Below are 15,725 nucleotides of genomic sequence, written 5' to 3' on the forward strand. Positions count from 1 at the left end.
GGAATTTCCCATGAACGGATTGAAAGACAAGGTCATCCTGGTGACCGGCGGCGGACGCGACATCGGCAGGGCCTGTGCCGAACGGCTGGCTGAGGAGGGCGCCCGGGTGGTGGTGACCTATTTCGGCTCGGCCGCCGGGGCGGAGGCCAGCATCGCGGCCATTGCTGCCGCAGGCGGCAAGGGCGTCGCCATCAAGGCGGATATGACCAAGGCTGCGGATGCGCAGGCTGCCGTCGACAAGGCGCTGTCGGATTTCGGTAGGCTCGACGGGCTGGTCCACGTCGCCGGCGGCATCGTCGCGCGCAAGACATTGGCAGACATGGATCAAGCCTTCTTCCAGGAGGTCATCGACCTCAATCTCACCTCGCTGTTCAACGCCACGAAGGCGGCCACAGCCGCGATGGGAGGCCACGGCGCGATCGTGACCTTTGCCTCGCAGGCAGGGCGCGACGGCGGCGGCCCCGGCGCGCTGGCCTATGCAACCTCGAAAGGCGCGGTGATGACTTATACGCGCGCACTCGCAAAGGAGCTCGGTCCAAAGATCCGGGTCAATTCGGTTTGCCCCGGCATGATCTCCACAACCTTCCACGATACGTTCACCAAGCCCGAAGTGCGTGAGCGCGTCGCTGCGGCAACGCCTTTGAAACGCGAAGGCAGTTCGCAAGAGGTCGCAAGCCTCGTCGCCTTTCTGATGTCGGATGATGCAGCCTTCATTACCGGCGCCTGCTACGACGTCAACGGCGGCACCCTGTTCTCGTGAGGCCGGCGGACGTGACGCGCACATTTCAGACCAATGGCCCGATCAACGGCCGCCGCATCGCGTTGCTTGGAACATCGCTCGTCCAGCAGAACCACCATGCCGGCGAACGACACATCTGGTCGTCGGCACGCGGCTGGGTCGCCTGGGCGGAGGTGCTTTTGGCGGGACGACTCGAGATCGGCGTGTTTCACGATCCTCTCGTGCATCCGGGCTGGGAACCGAGCGGCAGGGTCGGCGTCACCCGCGGTTTCGGCGGACTGAACGCGGGCGTTTCGGGCCAGAAGGCCCGCGACATCGCCCTTCGGCTGGACGACGTGCTCAAGCTCGACTTCGACCTCATCGTCGTCGATGCCGGCACGAACGACATGATGGTCGAAACCAAGGAAGTGATCCAGGCGACCCGCGAGATGATCGTTGACCGGCTGCTTTCCGCCGGCAAGCTGGTCATCCTTCTGCCCATCCTCGCCCGCGGCACGCAGAAATGGGCGGCCGGTGGTCCGGAACGGGCAAAGGCGCATTGGATCAACCAGAAGAGCCTGGCCTTTGCGGCGCAACGGGCAGGGTGCCATGTCTTCGACTGGAACGAGCCGTGGGTCGATTGGAGTTCGGCCGATGGGGTCCCGCAGGCCGGGTTTTCCGACGACGGGACCCATTTCTCGGTGCCGGGCGGTTACGCCGTCGGCAAGGCGCTGGCCGCCTATCTGGCGGGTTTCCTTCCCCCGCCAAGCGTCCTACGCTCGGCTCCGGACGACAGGTTCGATCCGGTCAACAATCCTTTGGGCAATCTTCTGCCCAATCCTTCTCTCCGCGACATCGGATCGCTTCGCGGCCAAGTCGGCGTTTCCGGATCCGATGTGGTCGTCGAGCGACTGGCGGGATCAACGGACGGCCAGGACGGTTGGCAAGTTTCGCTTTCCGAAGGCCAGGCCTCCATCGATATTCTCGATCGTGACTACCGCAATCCACTACCGGCCGGCGCCTGGGTACAGGCAAGCTGCCTGGTGGACGTCAACGCGCATGACGGCTGGCGCGAGATTTCGCTGGAGCTTCAAGACCTGGCTCCGGAAGGGCTGACCGCCCGGGCGCTGGCGCCCTTCGATCTCGGGGAGGGGACACTTGCCCCCTATCCCGGCGAAGCCTGGAAGGGACTGCTGCGAACGCCGCCGATCCGGCTGAAGACCTCCATGCACGGCCTGCGCCTCAGACTTTGCCTGCAGCTCGCGCCCTCGACTTCGCGTGCGATCATGCGGGTTACTGCACCCGTCCTTCGACAGGTTGTTCCGCCGTCACGGTTTTAGAGGCGCGCTCGACGGCGACAGTCGCTCAGCAGCGTTAAAGCGGCGAGGCTGGAAGCAGGCTCCCGGAGCGCGAGATCAACGCCAGTTGCTGCCGCCTTCATTCATCCGGAGCGTATCGCGAATAGGCTCCGGGCGACGTGCCGACATGCCGGCTGAATGCCACGCTGAACGCGCTTGCCGAGCCGTAGCCGACGCGTCGGGCAATGTCGGCCAACGCAACATCACGACGAAGGAGTTTCTTCGCCAGCGCCATGCGCCAGGTCGTTACATATTCCATCGGTGCTACGCCGACCTCGCATCGGAACCGGTCAAAAAAAGTGGACCGCGACATGGCCGCATCCCGCGCCAAGGCCGCCACTGTTATGTTGCCGCCCGGATCGTCGTGAATACGACGCAGCGCCTCTGCCAGTTGCAGATCGGCAAGTCCGCGCAACAGGCCCGGCGGAGCCGTTTCACCGCCGAACGAGCGAAGAGCTTCGATGAGCAGCACTTCAAGCAGCCGGCCGAGCACCATGTCGCGCGCGACGCGGCCGTTGCGCGTTTCATCGTGAATCAACCCGACCAGCGTGGTCAGCCGATCCTCGCCGTGGACATGGATTACCTCCGGCAGCAGCGAGACAAGCAGAGTTCGCTCGCGAGCGACGAAAGCACAATGCCCCACCATGGCCCTGACCTCGACCGGAGCTTTGGGATCCCCCAGTCGGAATACGCCCGGACTTGTCTCGAGACGCTGCGGGGGCGCAGCGCGAGATGGCGGGTCCATGCTGCTCATCGTGAACGCGTAGATATCCGGCACCAGGACGAAATCGCCCGCGGTGAGCAGGATCGGCTGGCGGTCGGCGACGCTGAGGCGGCAACGGCCTTCGACGACGGCGCAGTAGAAGGGGCTTCCGATTTCGGTACGTTCGACGATCCAGCGACCGCCTCCCGTCACCAGCTTCGATATCGACGGGCTCGGCTTCAGCAGGGAAACCACTTCGGCGAGAGGGTCGGACATAATTCGGACTTTCACTAATCAATGCCGGATCATTGCATATAGAAAGTCCATCTCGATTGGTCCATCTCTTCAGGGCACACATCATCGGGAAACAAGCACAATGTCCAAGATACTCATTACAGGATGCTCCTCCGGTTTTGGCCTCGCCATCGCGGAGACCTTTCTTGCCGGAGGATGGGAGGTCGTCGCGACCATGCGGAGACCGCGCGAAGACCTGCTGCCGAGCCACGACCGGCTTAACATCCTTCCCCTGGACGTCACGGACGCGGATAGCATCGCGAAGGCCGTGGAGGCGGCGGGCGCCATCGACGCTCTGGTCAACAATGCCGGGGTCGGCATGCTGAACGTCCTGGAGGGCGCCGACATGGGGGAAGTCCGCGAGCTGTTCGAGACGAACGTCTTCGGCGCGATCGCCATGACGAAGGCCGTCCTGCCGCAGCTTCGCGCCCGCGGCTCAGGCGTCATCGTCAATGTCAGTTCCAGCGTCACGATCAAGCCGCTGCCGGCGCTTTCCGTCTATAGCGCCAGCAAGGCGGCGTTGAACGCCTTTACCGAAAGCCTGGCATTGGAGGCCGCATTGTTCGGGGTGCGTGCGCGGCTGGTGTTGCCCGGTTCGGCGCCGACGACAGGGTTCGGGAAGAATGCCATGGCGCGCATGGGAATGGATATTCCCGAGCCTTACAGCGCATTTGTTCACGACTATCTCCAGGAGCTGCGCTCCGGGAGCGAGGTGACGACGCCGGGAGATGTGGCGCAGGCTGTCTGGCGTGCAGTGACGGAACCTGACGCGCCGATGCGGATTGCCGCCGGCGCCGATGCCCAGACCTGGTTCCGCGAAGCAGGTCTTTCTGCCGGCTGAGGCATGTCGGCTTAAAAGCCGGGCCGACTTGATCTGGTCGTCGAGGCGCGTGTCGGATCTGATCTTCCCGACGCCGCACGATACTTCTCAGCTTCCGCGTATGACGTAGTCGCGCATGACCGCGCCGAGCTTGGCGAGATTGGCCTTCACCTCGCCATAACCCTCGATCTTCTCGCGGGTATCCTCGTCCATGTAGAGTTTGCGGTTGAGTTCGATCTGGATACTGTGCCGGTTCCTGGCCGGCGCAGAATAGGCCGAGACTAGCTCGGCGCCCTTGAAGGGCACGTTGAGCGATACAGAATAACCGAACCCCTCCAACGTCTCGACGACCAGTTTCACGAAATCCGGTTCGCTCGACACGCCCTCGTAGTCTCCGACCACGATATCCTTGCGGATTGTGCCGGCCGGATCGGGCGAGAGCACATGGCCGATCGCTGGCATCGAGTGGCAGTTGACGTGATAGACCTTGCCGAAGGCCGCATAGGTTTCATCGAGCAGCCGCACCATTTCGTGGTGGTAGGGCCGCCAATAGGTGTCGATGCGGTCTTCGAGTTCTTTCACCGTCAACTTGCGGCAGTACATGGGCGTATCGCCCCAGGCGTAACGCCAGGTGAGCCCCATGCCGCGGCGAGCCGAGGCGCTGTCGCGGGTTGGGTGAGGCCATTCACCGTCGACCATTTCCAGGTCGACATCCTCCAGCGACCGGTTGAGATCGAGGAAACTGCGCGGAAAATGGGCGATCAGCAGCGGTGCGCCGAGCGACGGCGCAAAGCCGAAAAGGTCGTCCACGTAGGTGTCGGAGGCGACGCGCACCAATTCGTCGGAAACCGTTCGCTCGAAATCCGGCAATGTCAGGCCGCTATGCGGCGAGTCGAATACCAGCGGGACGGCCGGTGCCGTCGGCGGAATGATCTTGAGAACGCCGTCGATCTCGACGGGGGCAAAAGTCAGCTCTGTCATCTTGGTCTCGTTCAGGCTGTGGCGGCGTAGGCGGCCGGATAGGTGATGTCGGGCATGCCGATGAAGGCATTGCCGCGCCTCCCCACCATGCCGGGAGCGGCGAAGGGCCGGGGATAGACGACGGCTGCGGCGGGCTTCACCTTGGCGATCTTTTCGAGTGCCTCGATCTGCTCGGCGGGCATATCGACATTGACGATGATGTCGTTGTGCGGGCCGGTGGTCATGCGCGGCAGGTTCATCGCCTCCTCGATGTCGAGGCCGGCATGCAGGATCATGCCTGTCAACTGTGCTAGCGACGGCACGATCTGGTTGCCGCCGGCAGCGCCGAAGGCCGCGAAAGCGCCGTTTTCGTCGGTGATCGCCACCGGGCACATATTGCTCGGCGCATAGGCGTTCGGCGTCAGCGAGTTGGCGCGGCCGGGTGTCGGGTCGAACCAGGACATGCCGTTGTTCAAGAGGATTCCGGTCGAGGGAGACAGGGCGCGGGCGCCAAAACGGTTGAGCAGCGTGAAGGTGATCGCGACCATACGACCTTCGGAATCCACCGCATTGACCTGCGTCGTGCTGGTCTTGTTGGTCGTCTCGGCGGGGTTGAGGCGTTTGCGATGAGCGCCGAAACTTTCCCAGAGGGCTTCGGCCATGGCCGTAAAGAAACCAGCGTCGACCGGGCCTTTTCCGCGCTTCCTGTCGAAGTGATCGAGCGCGTCGAAGAGCCGCTGGCCGGCGCTGGTTTCCCCCGCCACATGCACGGTTTTGCCCTGCAATGGCATGGTTCGGGACGGATAGAGGAGGGGGGCGTAACTGGCCATGTCCTCCAGGGTGATCGAGCTGCCGCCGGCATTGAGGTCGGCGACCAGCCTCTCGCCGATCGCGCCGCCATAGAGCGAATCCGGGCCTTCGTTGGCCAGCTGCTCCAGCGTCTGGGCGAGCTGGTGGAGCGGCAGGGTGGAGCTGGGTTCCGGCGCATGGCCGCTCGGCAGGAAGATTGAACGGGCGCCGGGATCCATGCCAAGTTCGCCCTCGGCGATCGCAATGGCCAGCGTCGTATGCCAGTCGACATACATGCCCTTGCGGGCACGATCGATCGCGGGCTGAAGTGCGCGATCGAAGCCGATCGAGCCGTAGCGTTTCAAGGCTTCCGCGAAGCCGCGCACGCAGCCCGGCACGACCGCCGCTGTGAAACCGCGGACATTGCGGTTGTCGATCGAAGCCGGGTGGCCGATGAAGGTCTTGATGCTGGGATCGGGCTTATAGAATTCCTCGTCGAAAGTGGAAGGTACGCGCCCTGTGAATTCGACGATCTCGACCTTTCCGTCCGGCTGGGCGACCAGCATGTAACCGCAGGCGGCGAGGCTGGTCATCCAGGGTTCGACGGTCTGCAAGGTGAAGGCGGCGGTCACGGCAGCGTCGACGGCATTGCCGCCCGCTGACAGGACCGCCGCCCCGGCCTCGGCCGCCGCGTAGTGCTGGGAGGTAACGACGCCGCGTTCGCTGACGCCGGCGACCTTGCGATAGACGCCGCGCTCGACGCGGAGATGATTGTATTGCGGATTTTCCATCATTTCGGCTCCAGCGCAGCGGCAACCAGACGGCTGGCACCCGAGAGGTCGCCGAGCTTTTCGCCGGCTGCGATCTTGTCCTTGTTGCGGCCCGCCCGGGCCTGGCGCGAGATTGCCTCCTCGACGACATCTTCAGCTTCATCGACCGGGATCACCACGACGCCGCTTGCATCGGCAACCACGATATCGCCCGGCATGACCGGGACGTTGCCGCAAGAGATCGGCAGGTTGAGCGAGCCGCCGAGATCGTTGAGCCGCGTGGTGATACCGGAGACACCGCGTGACCAGAACGGCAGATCGAGTTCAAGAATTTCCTCGACATCGGTGCAGGGACCGTCGAGCACGACGCCGATGGCGCCGGCGGTCTTGATCGCGAAGGCGACGCCGCCGCCGATGCAGGCATGCCGGTCGTCACCGAGCCTGTCGACGAACAGGAAATCGCCGGGGCGGATGAAACCGATCGCGTGGTGGAGAAGGGTGGAGTCGGTTGCCGGGATCGCCACCGTTACCGCCGTGCCGACCAGCGTCCTGCCCGGCTCGACAACGGGGGAAATCGAATGATGCACGAAACCGCGGTGGCGAAAATGGCCGATGGTCGCCACTTCGACGCTTTCGAATTTGGCGATCAGTTCCGGGTCGACCTGTTTCGGCACGCTGCCGATATGATATTTCTTCATGGGGTTTCCTCCCGGGATTTTACCGTCCCGGCCTCGTTTTCACTGGCATGGTGCTGCCAGCCCTTGCCGGGCACGGCGGCGAGCAGTTCCTTCGTGTAGGTTTCCTTCGGCGCACCGAACAGCGAGGCCGGATCGCCCCGTTCGACGATCCGTCCGTTGCGCATCACCGCGATGTTGTCGCAGATCTGGCTCGCGACGCGCAGGTCGTGGGTGATGAACAGGATGCCGAACCCAAGTCTCTCCTGCATGTCGGCGAGCAGTTTCAACACCTGCGCCTGCACAGAGACGTCGAGGGCGGAGACACTCTCGTCGGCGATCAGCAATTCCGGTTCGACCGCGAGTGCGCGGGCGATGCAGATGCGCTGCCGCTGGCCGCCGGAGAACTCGTGCGGGAAACGGGTGGCCGAAGCGCGGTCGAGGCCGCAGGCTTCGAGCAGGTCGAGGGCGCGCGCCATCGCCGCCTTGCGGTCGAGGCCGTGAATGACCGGACCTTCGGCGATGGAATCTCCGACCTTCTGCCGCGGATCGAGTGCGGTGTACGGATCCTGGAAGACGATCTGAACCTTGCGGCGTGCCTCGCGCAGCGCCTTGCCGTTGAGGCCGGCAAAATCTCCGCCGGAGATCAGGATGTCGCCGCTTTCCGGCTGCACGAGGCGGATGACGCATTGCGCCAGCGTCGATTTTCCGGAGCCGGACTCGCCGACGAGCCCCAGCGTCTCGCCACGACGGATGGTGATATCGACGTCGTCCACCGCCTTCACGGTGCGGCCGCCGCCGAAGAGGCCGGAGCGGGCGAATGTCTTGACGATGTTCCTGGCGATCAGCACTGGGTTGCCGAGGCCTTCGCGTTCTTTCCGCGGCGTCAGTGTCGGCACGGCGGCGAGCAGGCGGCGGGTATAGTCTTGCCTGGGGTGGTTGAGGATTTCGTCGCGGGTGCCGATCTCGACCAGCTTGCCCATCTGCATGACGGCGACGCGGTCGGCGATCTCGGCGACGACGCCGAAATCATGGGTGATGAAGACGATGCCGGTATCGTGTTTGGCGCGCAGGTCCAGCATCAGCTTGAGGATCTGCGCCTGGGTGGTGACATCGAGCGCGGTGGTCGGCTCGTCGGCGATCAGCACGGACGGATCGAGGGCGAGGGCGGTGGCGATCATCACCCGCTGGCACTGACCGCCGGAAAGCTGGTGCGGATAGGAATGGTAGATCTGCTCGGGATTTGGGAGCTGAACTTCGCGGAAGAGATCGATCACCTTCTTGCGGATCTCGGCCCCACTCAGCGACGTGTGGATGCGGAACGTCTCCGACACCTGTTCGCCAACCCGGAAGATCGGGTTGAGCGCCGCCGTCGGCTCCTGGAAGATCATCGCGATGCGCCGGCCGGTAATGTCCCGGCGGGTCGCCTCGTCGAGGGTCAGCAGGTCCTTGCCCTCGAACATCACCTTGCCCGCCGGCCGCCCGAGGTTGCGGGGCAGGAGGCCCATTGTGGCGAGTGCGGTCAGCGATTTGCCGGAGCCGGATTCGCCGACGATGCAGAGGATTTCGCCCTTGCTGACCGATAGTGACAGGTCTTCGACCGCAAAGGCGCGATCGGCGCCGCGTGGCAGCGGCACGTTCAGATGTTCGATGGAAAGCCGCTCGTTGCTCATGAGGCCGCCTTGTCCGTCTGCGGTGAAAAGGCCGTCACCGAGCGCATGTCGCAGCGGCGCAGATGTTCAACGAAGCGGGCGCAGAAACCGACGAGATGTTCGACCATTTTCTCTCCCTTTTCGGCACTGGCGAGCAGCGGATCGCCGCCGAGCATGCCATCGGCATTCACCTCGTCGCAATTGAGCGGCACATGCACCGGCATGCCTTCGAACTGGACGTTGTTGACGCCGCCGGTCGGCAGGCCGAAGGCTTTTTCGCGCACCGAGGGGCGGGCGAGATCCATGCGCATCAGTTCGGGGAAGAGATGCAGGTAGATCGAGGTCAGCGGATCGCCGCCATGTCCGCGGGCGGCCGTGGCCGAGGCGCCGTGCAGCTCCTTCCAGAGTGTATCCGGGATTGCCTGCCAGAGATTGATGAAGGCGACGGAAACGCCGCGCTCAGCGCGGATGCGGCGAAGCGTCTGGTCGAAAAGCGGCGCATTGCTGGTATGGCCGTTCAGGATCAGGATATGCTCGATGCCGTGATCCAGAAAGGCGGTTACGGTGTCCTCGACCACGGCCGAGAAGGTCGAAGCCCGGAACTGGATGCCGCCGGGAATGGTCTTGAAGAAATCGGCATAACCAAACGGGATGATCGGGGCGACGATCGCGTCGGAGGCTTCCGCCACCTTCGCCGCCACCGCTTCGGTCAGCATGAAATCGCCCATCGGGGCGTGGGGTCCCTGTTCCTCCTGGCTTCCGAAGGGCAGCAGGATGACGGGCTTTTCGGAAAGACGTTCGCGGAACTCCGCGAACGTCATGTCCTTCAGCGCATGCTTGCGTTTGATGCTCATCATACGAACTTGAAATAATCGCCGTAGATGCGCATCTCGCCGTTCGGCTTGAACTTGAACTGGATGCCGGCGCGGTGGGCGCAGTTGTAGACGCTCTTCCACATGTAGTAGCCGGGCGTCACCTTCTGCCAAGCGTCCGAAAGTTCCAGATAGGCTCGTCTGCGGTCCTCGAACTCGATCGCCTCGTCGAACTTCTTGCCGGCGGCCAGATATTCCGGCGTCGGATCCCAGGTCTTCCAGGTGGCCGTGGAGCGCGATGCGGTCGGGCCCCAATCGAGCCACAGCGGCTGATAGGGATCGCCGGGGATGAAATCGGAACTCATCGACATGTTCATCAGATGGTAGGGGCGGCGGTAGACGAGTTCAAAATTGTCGAGGATCTGCGCCTCGACATTGATGCCGACCTCGCGCCATTGCTCGACCATGATTTCGGCTGCCGCCTCGTAGTTCGGATAATACTGGCGGGTGATATGCCAGAGGAGCTTTTCTCCCTTGTATTTGGTCTTGGCGACAAGCGCCTTGGCGGCTGCGACATCGTAGGGAAGCTTCACCGGCGCCTTCGGATCGTAGAACTTACCGTATTCCGTGAAGTTGAAGGGCACTGCCGGATGTTCCGTGGTGCCGTTAAACAGCGCCTGGACGATCGCGTTCATGTCGATCGCCTGGACCATGGCGTAGCGCAGGTTCGGATCGACCAGCGGATTATCAACCGGGTCCGGACGGGTGTTGAAGGCGAGAGCCGGGTAGTTGTCGGCCAGAACCCGCTTCAGCGTCACGCCCTGGTATTTTTCGAGCGCCGCTTCCTGGTCGGTCGGAATGTTGACGATGAAGTCGAATTCCTTGGAGACCAGGCCTGCCATGCGGGCGGCAAATTCCGGAACGATCTTCCAGGAGATCTGCTTGACCGGCGGCGGACCGTCCCAATAGTCGTCGAAGGCTTCGAGAACCATGATTTCGCCGGAGCGGAAGGTCGTCACCTTGTAGGGACCGGTGCCGATCGGCTTCTGGCCGAAGGCATCGACGCCGACTTCCATATAGTACTTCTTCGGCACGACGAAGCCGATATAACCGGTGAGCTTGCTCGGGATGTTCGGGTCCGGCCGCTCGGTCTCGATCTCGAACGTATATTTGCCGGTCGCTTCGACGCGCTTGAAGCCGGCGGTGAAAGTCTTGCCGCGCGGCTCGAAGGGTTTTGCGCCCCAGAGGCGTTCCGGCGATAGCGTGAAGACCGCGTCTTCCGCCGTCATCTCCGTGCCGTCGTGGAACTTGACCCCTTCGCGCAGGGTGAACTTCCAGATGTTGCCGTTCTGCTCCCATTTGGTGGCCAGCTTCGGTGCGAAGATCAGGCCGTTTTCGTCCTTGATGTAGTCGCGGTCGACGAGGTTGTCGTAGAAATTCGGGAAGATACGGCGCGACGTCGTCGAGATGCCGTTGATCGTTGCCATATTGGCCCAGAGATTGTCGACCGCTATATTGAGCGACGGCCTGTCCGCAGCGTTTGCCTTCGGAAGGTTGCCCACCATCGACAGGGCCCCCGCTCCGAGGATGAGACTTCCCACTTCACGTCTTGTAAACATCGTTCCACCTTCCCTTGTTCATTTATATTCGAGCGGCATTTTCAGGTTGTTCGGGCACGCAGCATCGGATCGAGGCGGTCACGCAGCCAGTCGCCGACGATGCTCATCGAAAGAGTGACGAGAAAGATGACCGAGCCGGGCCAGACCGAGATCCACCAGGCGGTCGAGAGATAATCGCGGCCGTCGCCGAGGATCTGGCCGAGGCTGGTCTGCGGCGCCTGGATGCCGAGACCCAGGAAGCTGAGCGAGGTTTCCAGCAGGATGATCTGCGGGAATGTCAGCGTCACCTGGACGATCAGGGCGCTCGCCACGTTCGGCAGCACATGTTTGAGATAGAGCCGGCCGTTGCCGGCGCCGAGCGCGACAATCGCCTTGGCATAGGGCTGGTTGATCGCCGACAGAACCACGCCGCGGGAGAGGCGGGCGTATTTTTCCCATCCGAACAGGCCCATCAGGATGATGAACAGCGTCATGCTGTTGCCGAAGAAGGCAAGCAGCGTCAGCGTGATGAGGATGAAGGGCAGCGATGCCTGGAAGTCGACCAGCATCATCAGTCCTTCCTCGACCCAGCCGCGGAAATGCGCGGCGATGAAGCCGATCGCGGAGCCGACGACAGCGCCGATGATCGTCCCGGCGATCGCCACCGAAAGCGACATCCGCAGGCCGGCGATCACCCTTGCCACCATGTCGCGGCCGATGCGGTCGGTGCCGAGCGGGAAGCTCGGATTGCTGCCGGTCATGAAGGCCGGGGGCTTCAGGCGGGCGAGCAGGTTCTGCTGCGACATGCCATGCGACGTGAAGACATTGCCGACGATCGCGACGGTCACGGCGGCCGCCAGGATAATGATGGCGAGAACGAGAATGGGGGAAACGCGCTTCATTTGCCGGCCTTCAATTCTGCACGCGGATGCGCGGGTCGAGGAGGCCGTAGAGCAGGTCGACGACAAGATTTGCGAGTACCATCGTCACCGCCATGATCAGCACCAGCCCCTGCACGACGGCAAGGTCGCGCGAGGAGACGGCGGTCACCAGCAGGCGCCCGACGCCCGGCCAGGCAAACACGGTTTCGACGACGATGGCGCCGCCGATCAGCTCGCCGAGATTGAGACCGATAATGGTGACGAGCGGGATGCTGGCATTCGGCAGCGCGTGGAAGATAATGCGTTTCCAGTAACCGACGCCTTTCGCGGCTGCGGCCCGGATATAGAGCTTGTCCAGCACTTCCAGCATGGCCGAGCGTGTGAACCGCGCCAGCGTTCCGGCTGTGAAGGTCGCAAGCGTGATGGCGGGCATGATCAGATGCCAGATGGTTCCTGTTCCGGAACTCGGCAACCATTGCAGGCTCAAGGAGAAGAGCAGGATCATCAGGATGCCGAGGAAGAAGTTCGGCAGGGCGAAACCGAACACGGCGGTCGCCATGATCAGATTGTCGAAGGTCGAGCCGCGCTTGATGGCAGCGATGATGCCGGCCGGAACGCCGATCAGGATGGCGCCGATATAGGAGAAAAGGCCGAGGATCAGCGTCCAGGGAACGCGCTCGACGATGATGTCGATGACTTCGCGGCCGTCGCGGTAGGAAATGCCGAACTGGCCGGTCGCCATCTGGATGACGTAGCGGAAATACTGAATCCAGAGCGGATCGTCGAGACGCCAGAGCTGGCGGAACTGCTCGACCTCCTCAGGTGTGGCATCGGCGCCGACAAGTGCCACGACCGGATCCCCGGACGTTCTCAGTACCACGAATGCGAAAGTCACCACGAACCAAAGCGTCAGCACGGTGCGCAGAATTTTTAATACCCAGAAACGCGTCATCACGCTCCGTTCCGGGAGCCGAAGCTCCAGCTGTTCCAACTTTATCGTCTTTTTTTTGAAAACTAATCACGGGAATAGATTATTATCTATTACAAAATCGAGCGAGCATTGATATGTTTTAGATATGAAATACGGCATCGAATTTCGTCACCTCCACTATTTCGCCTGCGTCGCCGAAGAGCTGCATTTCAGCCGAGCCGCAGACAAGCTCGGCATGGCGCAGGCGCCTCTCAGCCAGCAGATCCGGCAGCTCGAAGATCGCCTCGGCACCAAGCTTTTCCGCCGTACGACGCGGCGCGTAAAGCTGACGCCGGCAGGCGAAATCTTCCTGCGCCACGCCCAGGAAATCCTAGGCGGGATCGACAGGGCGGTCACGCATACCCGTTCCATTTCCGGTGACGATAGCGGAACGATTTCCGTCAGCGGTGTGCATGTGGCGTTATCGCATGTCCTGCCGCCGGTAATTTCGGACTTTCGAAAGCGCTATCCGGCGATGACCGTCGACGTGCAGGTGCTCGGCACGGCACAGCAACTTGAACTGCTCCAGAACAACAAGGTTCAGGTGGCCTTCATCCGCCCGACCAATCCGGCAGGCTTTCTGAAGACGGAGCATATCCTGCAGGAAGGTTTCGTGGCGGTGCTGCCCAGGGAGCATCGGCTGGCGCAGAAGGAAAACCTGACGGTGAAAGATTTCGCCGGCGAACCCGTCATCACCTATGCCCCGACAGTCGGAGCGAGCTACTATCACGCGATCATGGGTGCGTTGCGCCGCGCCGGCGTCTATCCGGTCATCGTGCAGGAGGTCTCGCACACTTTGGCGATCGGCACGCTGGTGGCGGCCGGCGTCGGGATTGCGATTGCGCCGTCCTGGCTCGCCCACAATCCCAGCCCATATCTCGTCTACAGGCGGCTCGACGACATACCCGCCGAAGTCGAATTGCTCGTCGCCTGGCATGCGGAGGAAAAATCGAAGATCGTGCTCGATTTCGTCGAGACGACGCGTCGGGTTGCAGCAATGAAGGATGTGAGAACCGCGATCAGGTGGCCGATCAAGTCTATCCCGCCGACCCAATTGGAATCGGTCGACGGATGATGGTCAACTCGGCCAGGCACATCGTGCAGCCTTGATTGACAGGGAGCCTGAAATCTGGTGCGATTGTCGCGCGGCTTGAGGAGGCTGCGTCACGGAGGAGGACGATCGGATATGGTCAAGCTGCTTGTAGCCACAGCTTTTGTCGCCCTCATGCCCGGCTTGACGCCGGCCGTCGCCGCGGATTCTTCGCCCGAAGCCCAATGCTCGGCGGCGAAGAACCTTCAGCTGCCGACTTTCGACATGAAGGTCGCGAGCGCCGATCACGTCAAGGACAAGGGACCAGCGCATTGTCTCGTCAGCGGGTCGTTCGAGCACCGGACCGGCGCGGACGGCAAGCCTTATGCGATCGGGTTTTCGATCGCCTTGCCGGACAATTGGAGCGGAAGGTTTCTGGTGCAGGGCGGCGGGGGCCTGAATGGCGTCGTGCGGCCGGCGGTGGGGGACGTGGCCTCCGGAGGGAAAAATGCTCTTTCCCGCGGTTTCGCCGTCATTTCCCATGACAGCGGCCACAAGGGCGAGGCATGGGACGCCTCCTTCAGGGCGGACCAGATTGCCACGCTGAATTTCGCCGGCTGGTCGGTCGAGAAGGTCACGGCCCTCGGCAAGGCATTGGTCGCCGCCTACTACGGCAAGGGCGCCGATCGCTCCTATTTTGCGGGATGCTCGACCGGCGGCCGCGAGGCGATGGCCTCGGCGCAACGCTTTCCCACATTGTTCGACGGCATTATCGCCGGGGCTCCTGCCATGCGCACAAGCCGTTCGAACATGTCGCTCGCCGCCAAGAACGTCGCGATGAACAAGATATCTCCAGCCGGTGCCGATGGCGCGCCGGACCGCTCGAAAGCCTTTTCGGATGCCGACCGCGATCTGGTCCTTAAGGGAATACTAAAGGCTTGCGACGGTCTTGACGGCCTCGAGGACGGAATGATCTCAAATCCGGGCGCATGCAAGTTCGATCCGGCGAGCCTTGTCTGCCCTGCCGGCAAGACCGACGGTTGTCTCACGAAGCAGCAGGCGGACGTCGTGGCCGAGACATTTTCGCCGACGCTTGATGCATCGAGCCGGCCGGCCTATGTGGCGTTTCCCTACGATACCGGCGTCATGAGTACGACAGATCCCATTCCGGGACTCATGCGCTTTGATGACAAGCGCAATCGGCAGTTCAAGAACAACGCCATGAGTTTCGATGTGGACGATGCCGTCGAGAAAGCCGATATCGGCGATCCGCAACAGCGGTTGATCAACGCCGATCAATGGGCGGATCTCAGTTCCTTTGCCGCCCGAGGAAGCAAGATCATCTTCTTCCATGGGGTGAGTGATCCGTGGTTTTCCTCCAACGATACGGTCGGTTTCTTCAACCGGATGAGCACTGCGACCAAGACAGGTAAGCCGGTGGAGGACTGGGCCAAGCTCTATCTCGTTCCGGGCATGAGCCATTGCAGCGGCGGACCAGCCGGTCTCGACCAGTTCGACATGTTGACCAGGCTGATCGACTGGGTGGAAAAAGATGAAGCTCCACGAAGCGTCGAAGCGTCGGGCAAGGCTTTTCCGAACCGCACACGACCGCTATGCCCCTATCCGTCGCACGCGCAATACAAGGGAGAGGGGAGTGCCGACAGCGCGGCAAGCTTTGAGTGCCGCAATAACTGAC

At 62.5% G+C, this 15,725-nt stretch carries 14 protein-coding genes; 5 read left to right on the top strand and 9 right to left on the bottom strand.

Annotated elements, in window-relative coordinates; translation table 11 throughout:
* The first annotated feature begins 10 nt into the window (after positions 1–10).
* Together AC1D3C_RS03645 and AC1D3C_RS03650 are read left to right on the top strand one after the other, a co-directional pair.
* Complete coding sequence (locus AC1D3C_RS03645) at positions 11–760, top strand: SDR family NAD(P)-dependent oxidoreductase (RefSeq protein WP_477481913.1); 750 nt, start codon at positions 11–13, stop codon at positions 758–760.
* 11 nt (positions 761–771) lie between these two features.
* Positions 772–2,058 (top strand): SGNH/GDSL hydrolase family protein, encoded by a 1,287-nt coding sequence (locus AC1D3C_RS03650; protein ID WP_477481914.1) that lies wholly within the window; start codon positions 772–774, stop codon positions 2,056–2,058.
* A gap of 97 nt (positions 2,059–2,155) precedes the next feature.
* Here the strand turns inward: AC1D3C_RS03650 and AC1D3C_RS03655 are convergent, their stop codons facing one another.
* Entirely contained in the window at positions 2,156–3,055 is a 900-nt protein-coding gene (locus tag AC1D3C_RS03655) for an AraC family transcriptional regulator (protein ID WP_477481915.1), read from the bottom strand.
* A gap of 100 nt (positions 3,056–3,155) precedes the next feature.
* On the opposite strand from AC1D3C_RS03655, the gene AC1D3C_RS03660 reads away from it, so the two are divergent.
* Entirely contained in the window at positions 3,156–3,914 is a 759-nt protein-coding gene (locus AC1D3C_RS03660; RefSeq protein WP_477481916.1) for an SDR family oxidoreductase, read from the top strand.
* A gap of 87 nt (positions 3,915–4,001) precedes the next feature.
* Here AC1D3C_RS03660 and AC1D3C_RS03665 read toward each other — a convergent pair whose 3' ends face one another.
* The 8 genes from AC1D3C_RS03665 to AC1D3C_RS03700 are packed head-to-tail and all read right to left on the bottom strand — an operon-like array spanning position 4,002 to position 12,981.
* Complete coding sequence (locus tag AC1D3C_RS03665) at positions 4,002–4,874, bottom strand: N-formylglutamate amidohydrolase (RefSeq protein ID WP_477481917.1); 873 nt, start codon at positions 4,872–4,874, stop codon at positions 4,002–4,004.
* Between the two features lie 11 nt (positions 4,875–4,885).
* Entirely contained in the window at positions 4,886–6,436 is a 1,551-nt protein-coding gene (locus AC1D3C_RS03670) for a gamma-glutamyltransferase (RefSeq protein ID WP_477481918.1), read from the bottom strand.
* Complete coding sequence (locus tag AC1D3C_RS03675) at positions 6,433–7,110, bottom strand: RraA family protein (RefSeq protein ID WP_477481919.1); 678 nt, start codon at positions 7,108–7,110, stop codon at positions 6,433–6,435. Before AC1D3C_RS03675 ends, AC1D3C_RS03670 begins: the two co-directional genes overlap by 4 nt.
* The gene (locus AC1D3C_RS03680; protein WP_477481920.1) at positions 7,107–8,759 is read right to left on the bottom strand and encodes an ABC transporter ATP-binding protein; all 1,653 of its coding nucleotides are present in this window, start codon (positions 8,757–8,759) and stop codon (positions 7,107–7,109) included. Before AC1D3C_RS03680 ends, AC1D3C_RS03675 begins: the two co-directional genes overlap by 4 nt.
* Entirely contained in the window at positions 8,756–9,595 is an 840-nt protein-coding gene (locus AC1D3C_RS03685) for a creatininase family protein (protein ID WP_477481921.1), read from the bottom strand. Before AC1D3C_RS03685 ends, AC1D3C_RS03680 begins: the two co-directional genes overlap by 4 nt.
* Positions 9,592–11,169, bottom strand: a complete 1,578-nt coding sequence (locus AC1D3C_RS03690; RefSeq protein WP_477481922.1) for an ABC transporter substrate-binding protein — start codon at positions 11,167–11,169, stop codon at positions 9,592–9,594. The genes AC1D3C_RS03685 and AC1D3C_RS03690 overlap by 4 nt, the downstream gene beginning before the upstream one ends.
* Before the next feature lie 41 nt (positions 11,170–11,210).
* Positions 11,211–12,050, bottom strand: coding sequence for an ABC transporter permease (locus AC1D3C_RS03695; RefSeq protein WP_477481923.1), 840 nt, complete (start codon positions 12,048–12,050; stop codon positions 11,211–11,213).
* A 10-nt stretch (positions 12,051–12,060) separates the two neighbouring features.
* Positions 12,061–12,981 (bottom strand): ABC transporter permease, encoded by a 921-nt coding sequence (locus AC1D3C_RS03700; RefSeq protein ID WP_247137809.1) that lies wholly within the window; start codon positions 12,979–12,981, stop codon positions 12,061–12,063.
* Between the two features lie 124 nt (positions 12,982–13,105).
* Here AC1D3C_RS03700 and AC1D3C_RS03705 point away from each other — a divergent pair, with 124 nt between their 5' ends.
* The gene (locus AC1D3C_RS03705; protein ID WP_247031272.1) at positions 13,106–14,074 is read left to right on the top strand and encodes a LysR family transcriptional regulator; all 969 of its coding nucleotides are present in this window, start codon (positions 13,106–13,108) and stop codon (positions 14,072–14,074) included.
* Between the two features lie 111 nt (positions 14,075–14,185).
* Entirely contained in the window at positions 14,186–15,724 is a 1,539-nt protein-coding gene (locus AC1D3C_RS03710) for a tannase/feruloyl esterase family alpha/beta hydrolase (protein ID WP_477481924.1), read from the top strand.
* Position 15,725: the final 1 nt, after the last annotated feature.

Source organism: Neorhizobium sp. P1_A6 (genome assembly GCF_056406795.1).

Excerpts from the sequence above, each read along its gene's own strand:
- AC1D3C_RS03690 (WP_477481922.1), bottom strand. The coding sequence starts at position 11,169 with ATGTTTACAAGACGTGAAGTGGGAAGTCTCATCCTCGGAGCGGGGGCC.
- AC1D3C_RS03665 (WP_477481917.1), bottom strand. The coding sequence starts at position 4,874 with ATGACAGAGCTGACTTTTGCCCCCGTCGAGATCGACGGCGTTCTCAAG.
- AC1D3C_RS03670 (WP_477481918.1), bottom strand. The coding sequence starts at position 6,436 with ATGATGGAAAATCCGCAATACAATCATCTCCGCGTCGAGCGCGGCGTC.
- AC1D3C_RS03710 (WP_477481924.1), top strand. The coding sequence starts at position 14,186 with ATGGTCAAGCTGCTTGTAGCCACAGCTTTTGTCGCCCTCATGCCCGGC.
- AC1D3C_RS03655 (WP_477481915.1), bottom strand. The coding sequence starts at position 3,055 with ATGTCCGACCCTCTCGCCGAAGTGGTTTCCCTGCTGAAGCCGAGCCCG.
- AC1D3C_RS03645 (WP_477481913.1), top strand. The coding sequence starts at position 11 with ATGAACGGATTGAAAGACAAGGTCATCCTGGTGACCGGCGGCGGACGC.
- AC1D3C_RS03680 (WP_477481920.1), bottom strand. The coding sequence starts at position 8,759 with ATGAGCAACGAGCGGCTTTCCATCGAACATCTGAACGTGCCGCTGCCA.
- AC1D3C_RS03705 (WP_247031272.1), top strand. The coding sequence starts at position 13,106 with ATGAAATACGGCATCGAATTTCGTCACCTCCACTATTTCGCCTGCGTC.
- AC1D3C_RS03660 (WP_477481916.1), top strand. The coding sequence starts at position 3,156 with ATGTCCAAGATACTCATTACAGGATGCTCCTCCGGTTTTGGCCTCGCC.
- AC1D3C_RS03700 (WP_247137809.1), bottom strand. The coding sequence starts at position 12,981 with ATGACGCGTTTCTGGGTATTAAAAATTCTGCGCACCGTGCTGACGCTT.
- AC1D3C_RS03675 (WP_477481919.1), bottom strand. The coding sequence starts at position 7,110 with ATGAAGAAATATCATATCGGCAGCGTGCCGAAACAGGTCGACCCGGAA.
- AC1D3C_RS03685 (WP_477481921.1), bottom strand. The coding sequence starts at position 9,595 with ATGATGAGCATCAAACGCAAGCATGCGCTGAAGGACATGACGTTCGCG.
- AC1D3C_RS03695 (WP_477481923.1), bottom strand. The coding sequence starts at position 12,050 with ATGAAGCGCGTTTCCCCCATTCTCGTTCTCGCCATCATTATCCTGGCG.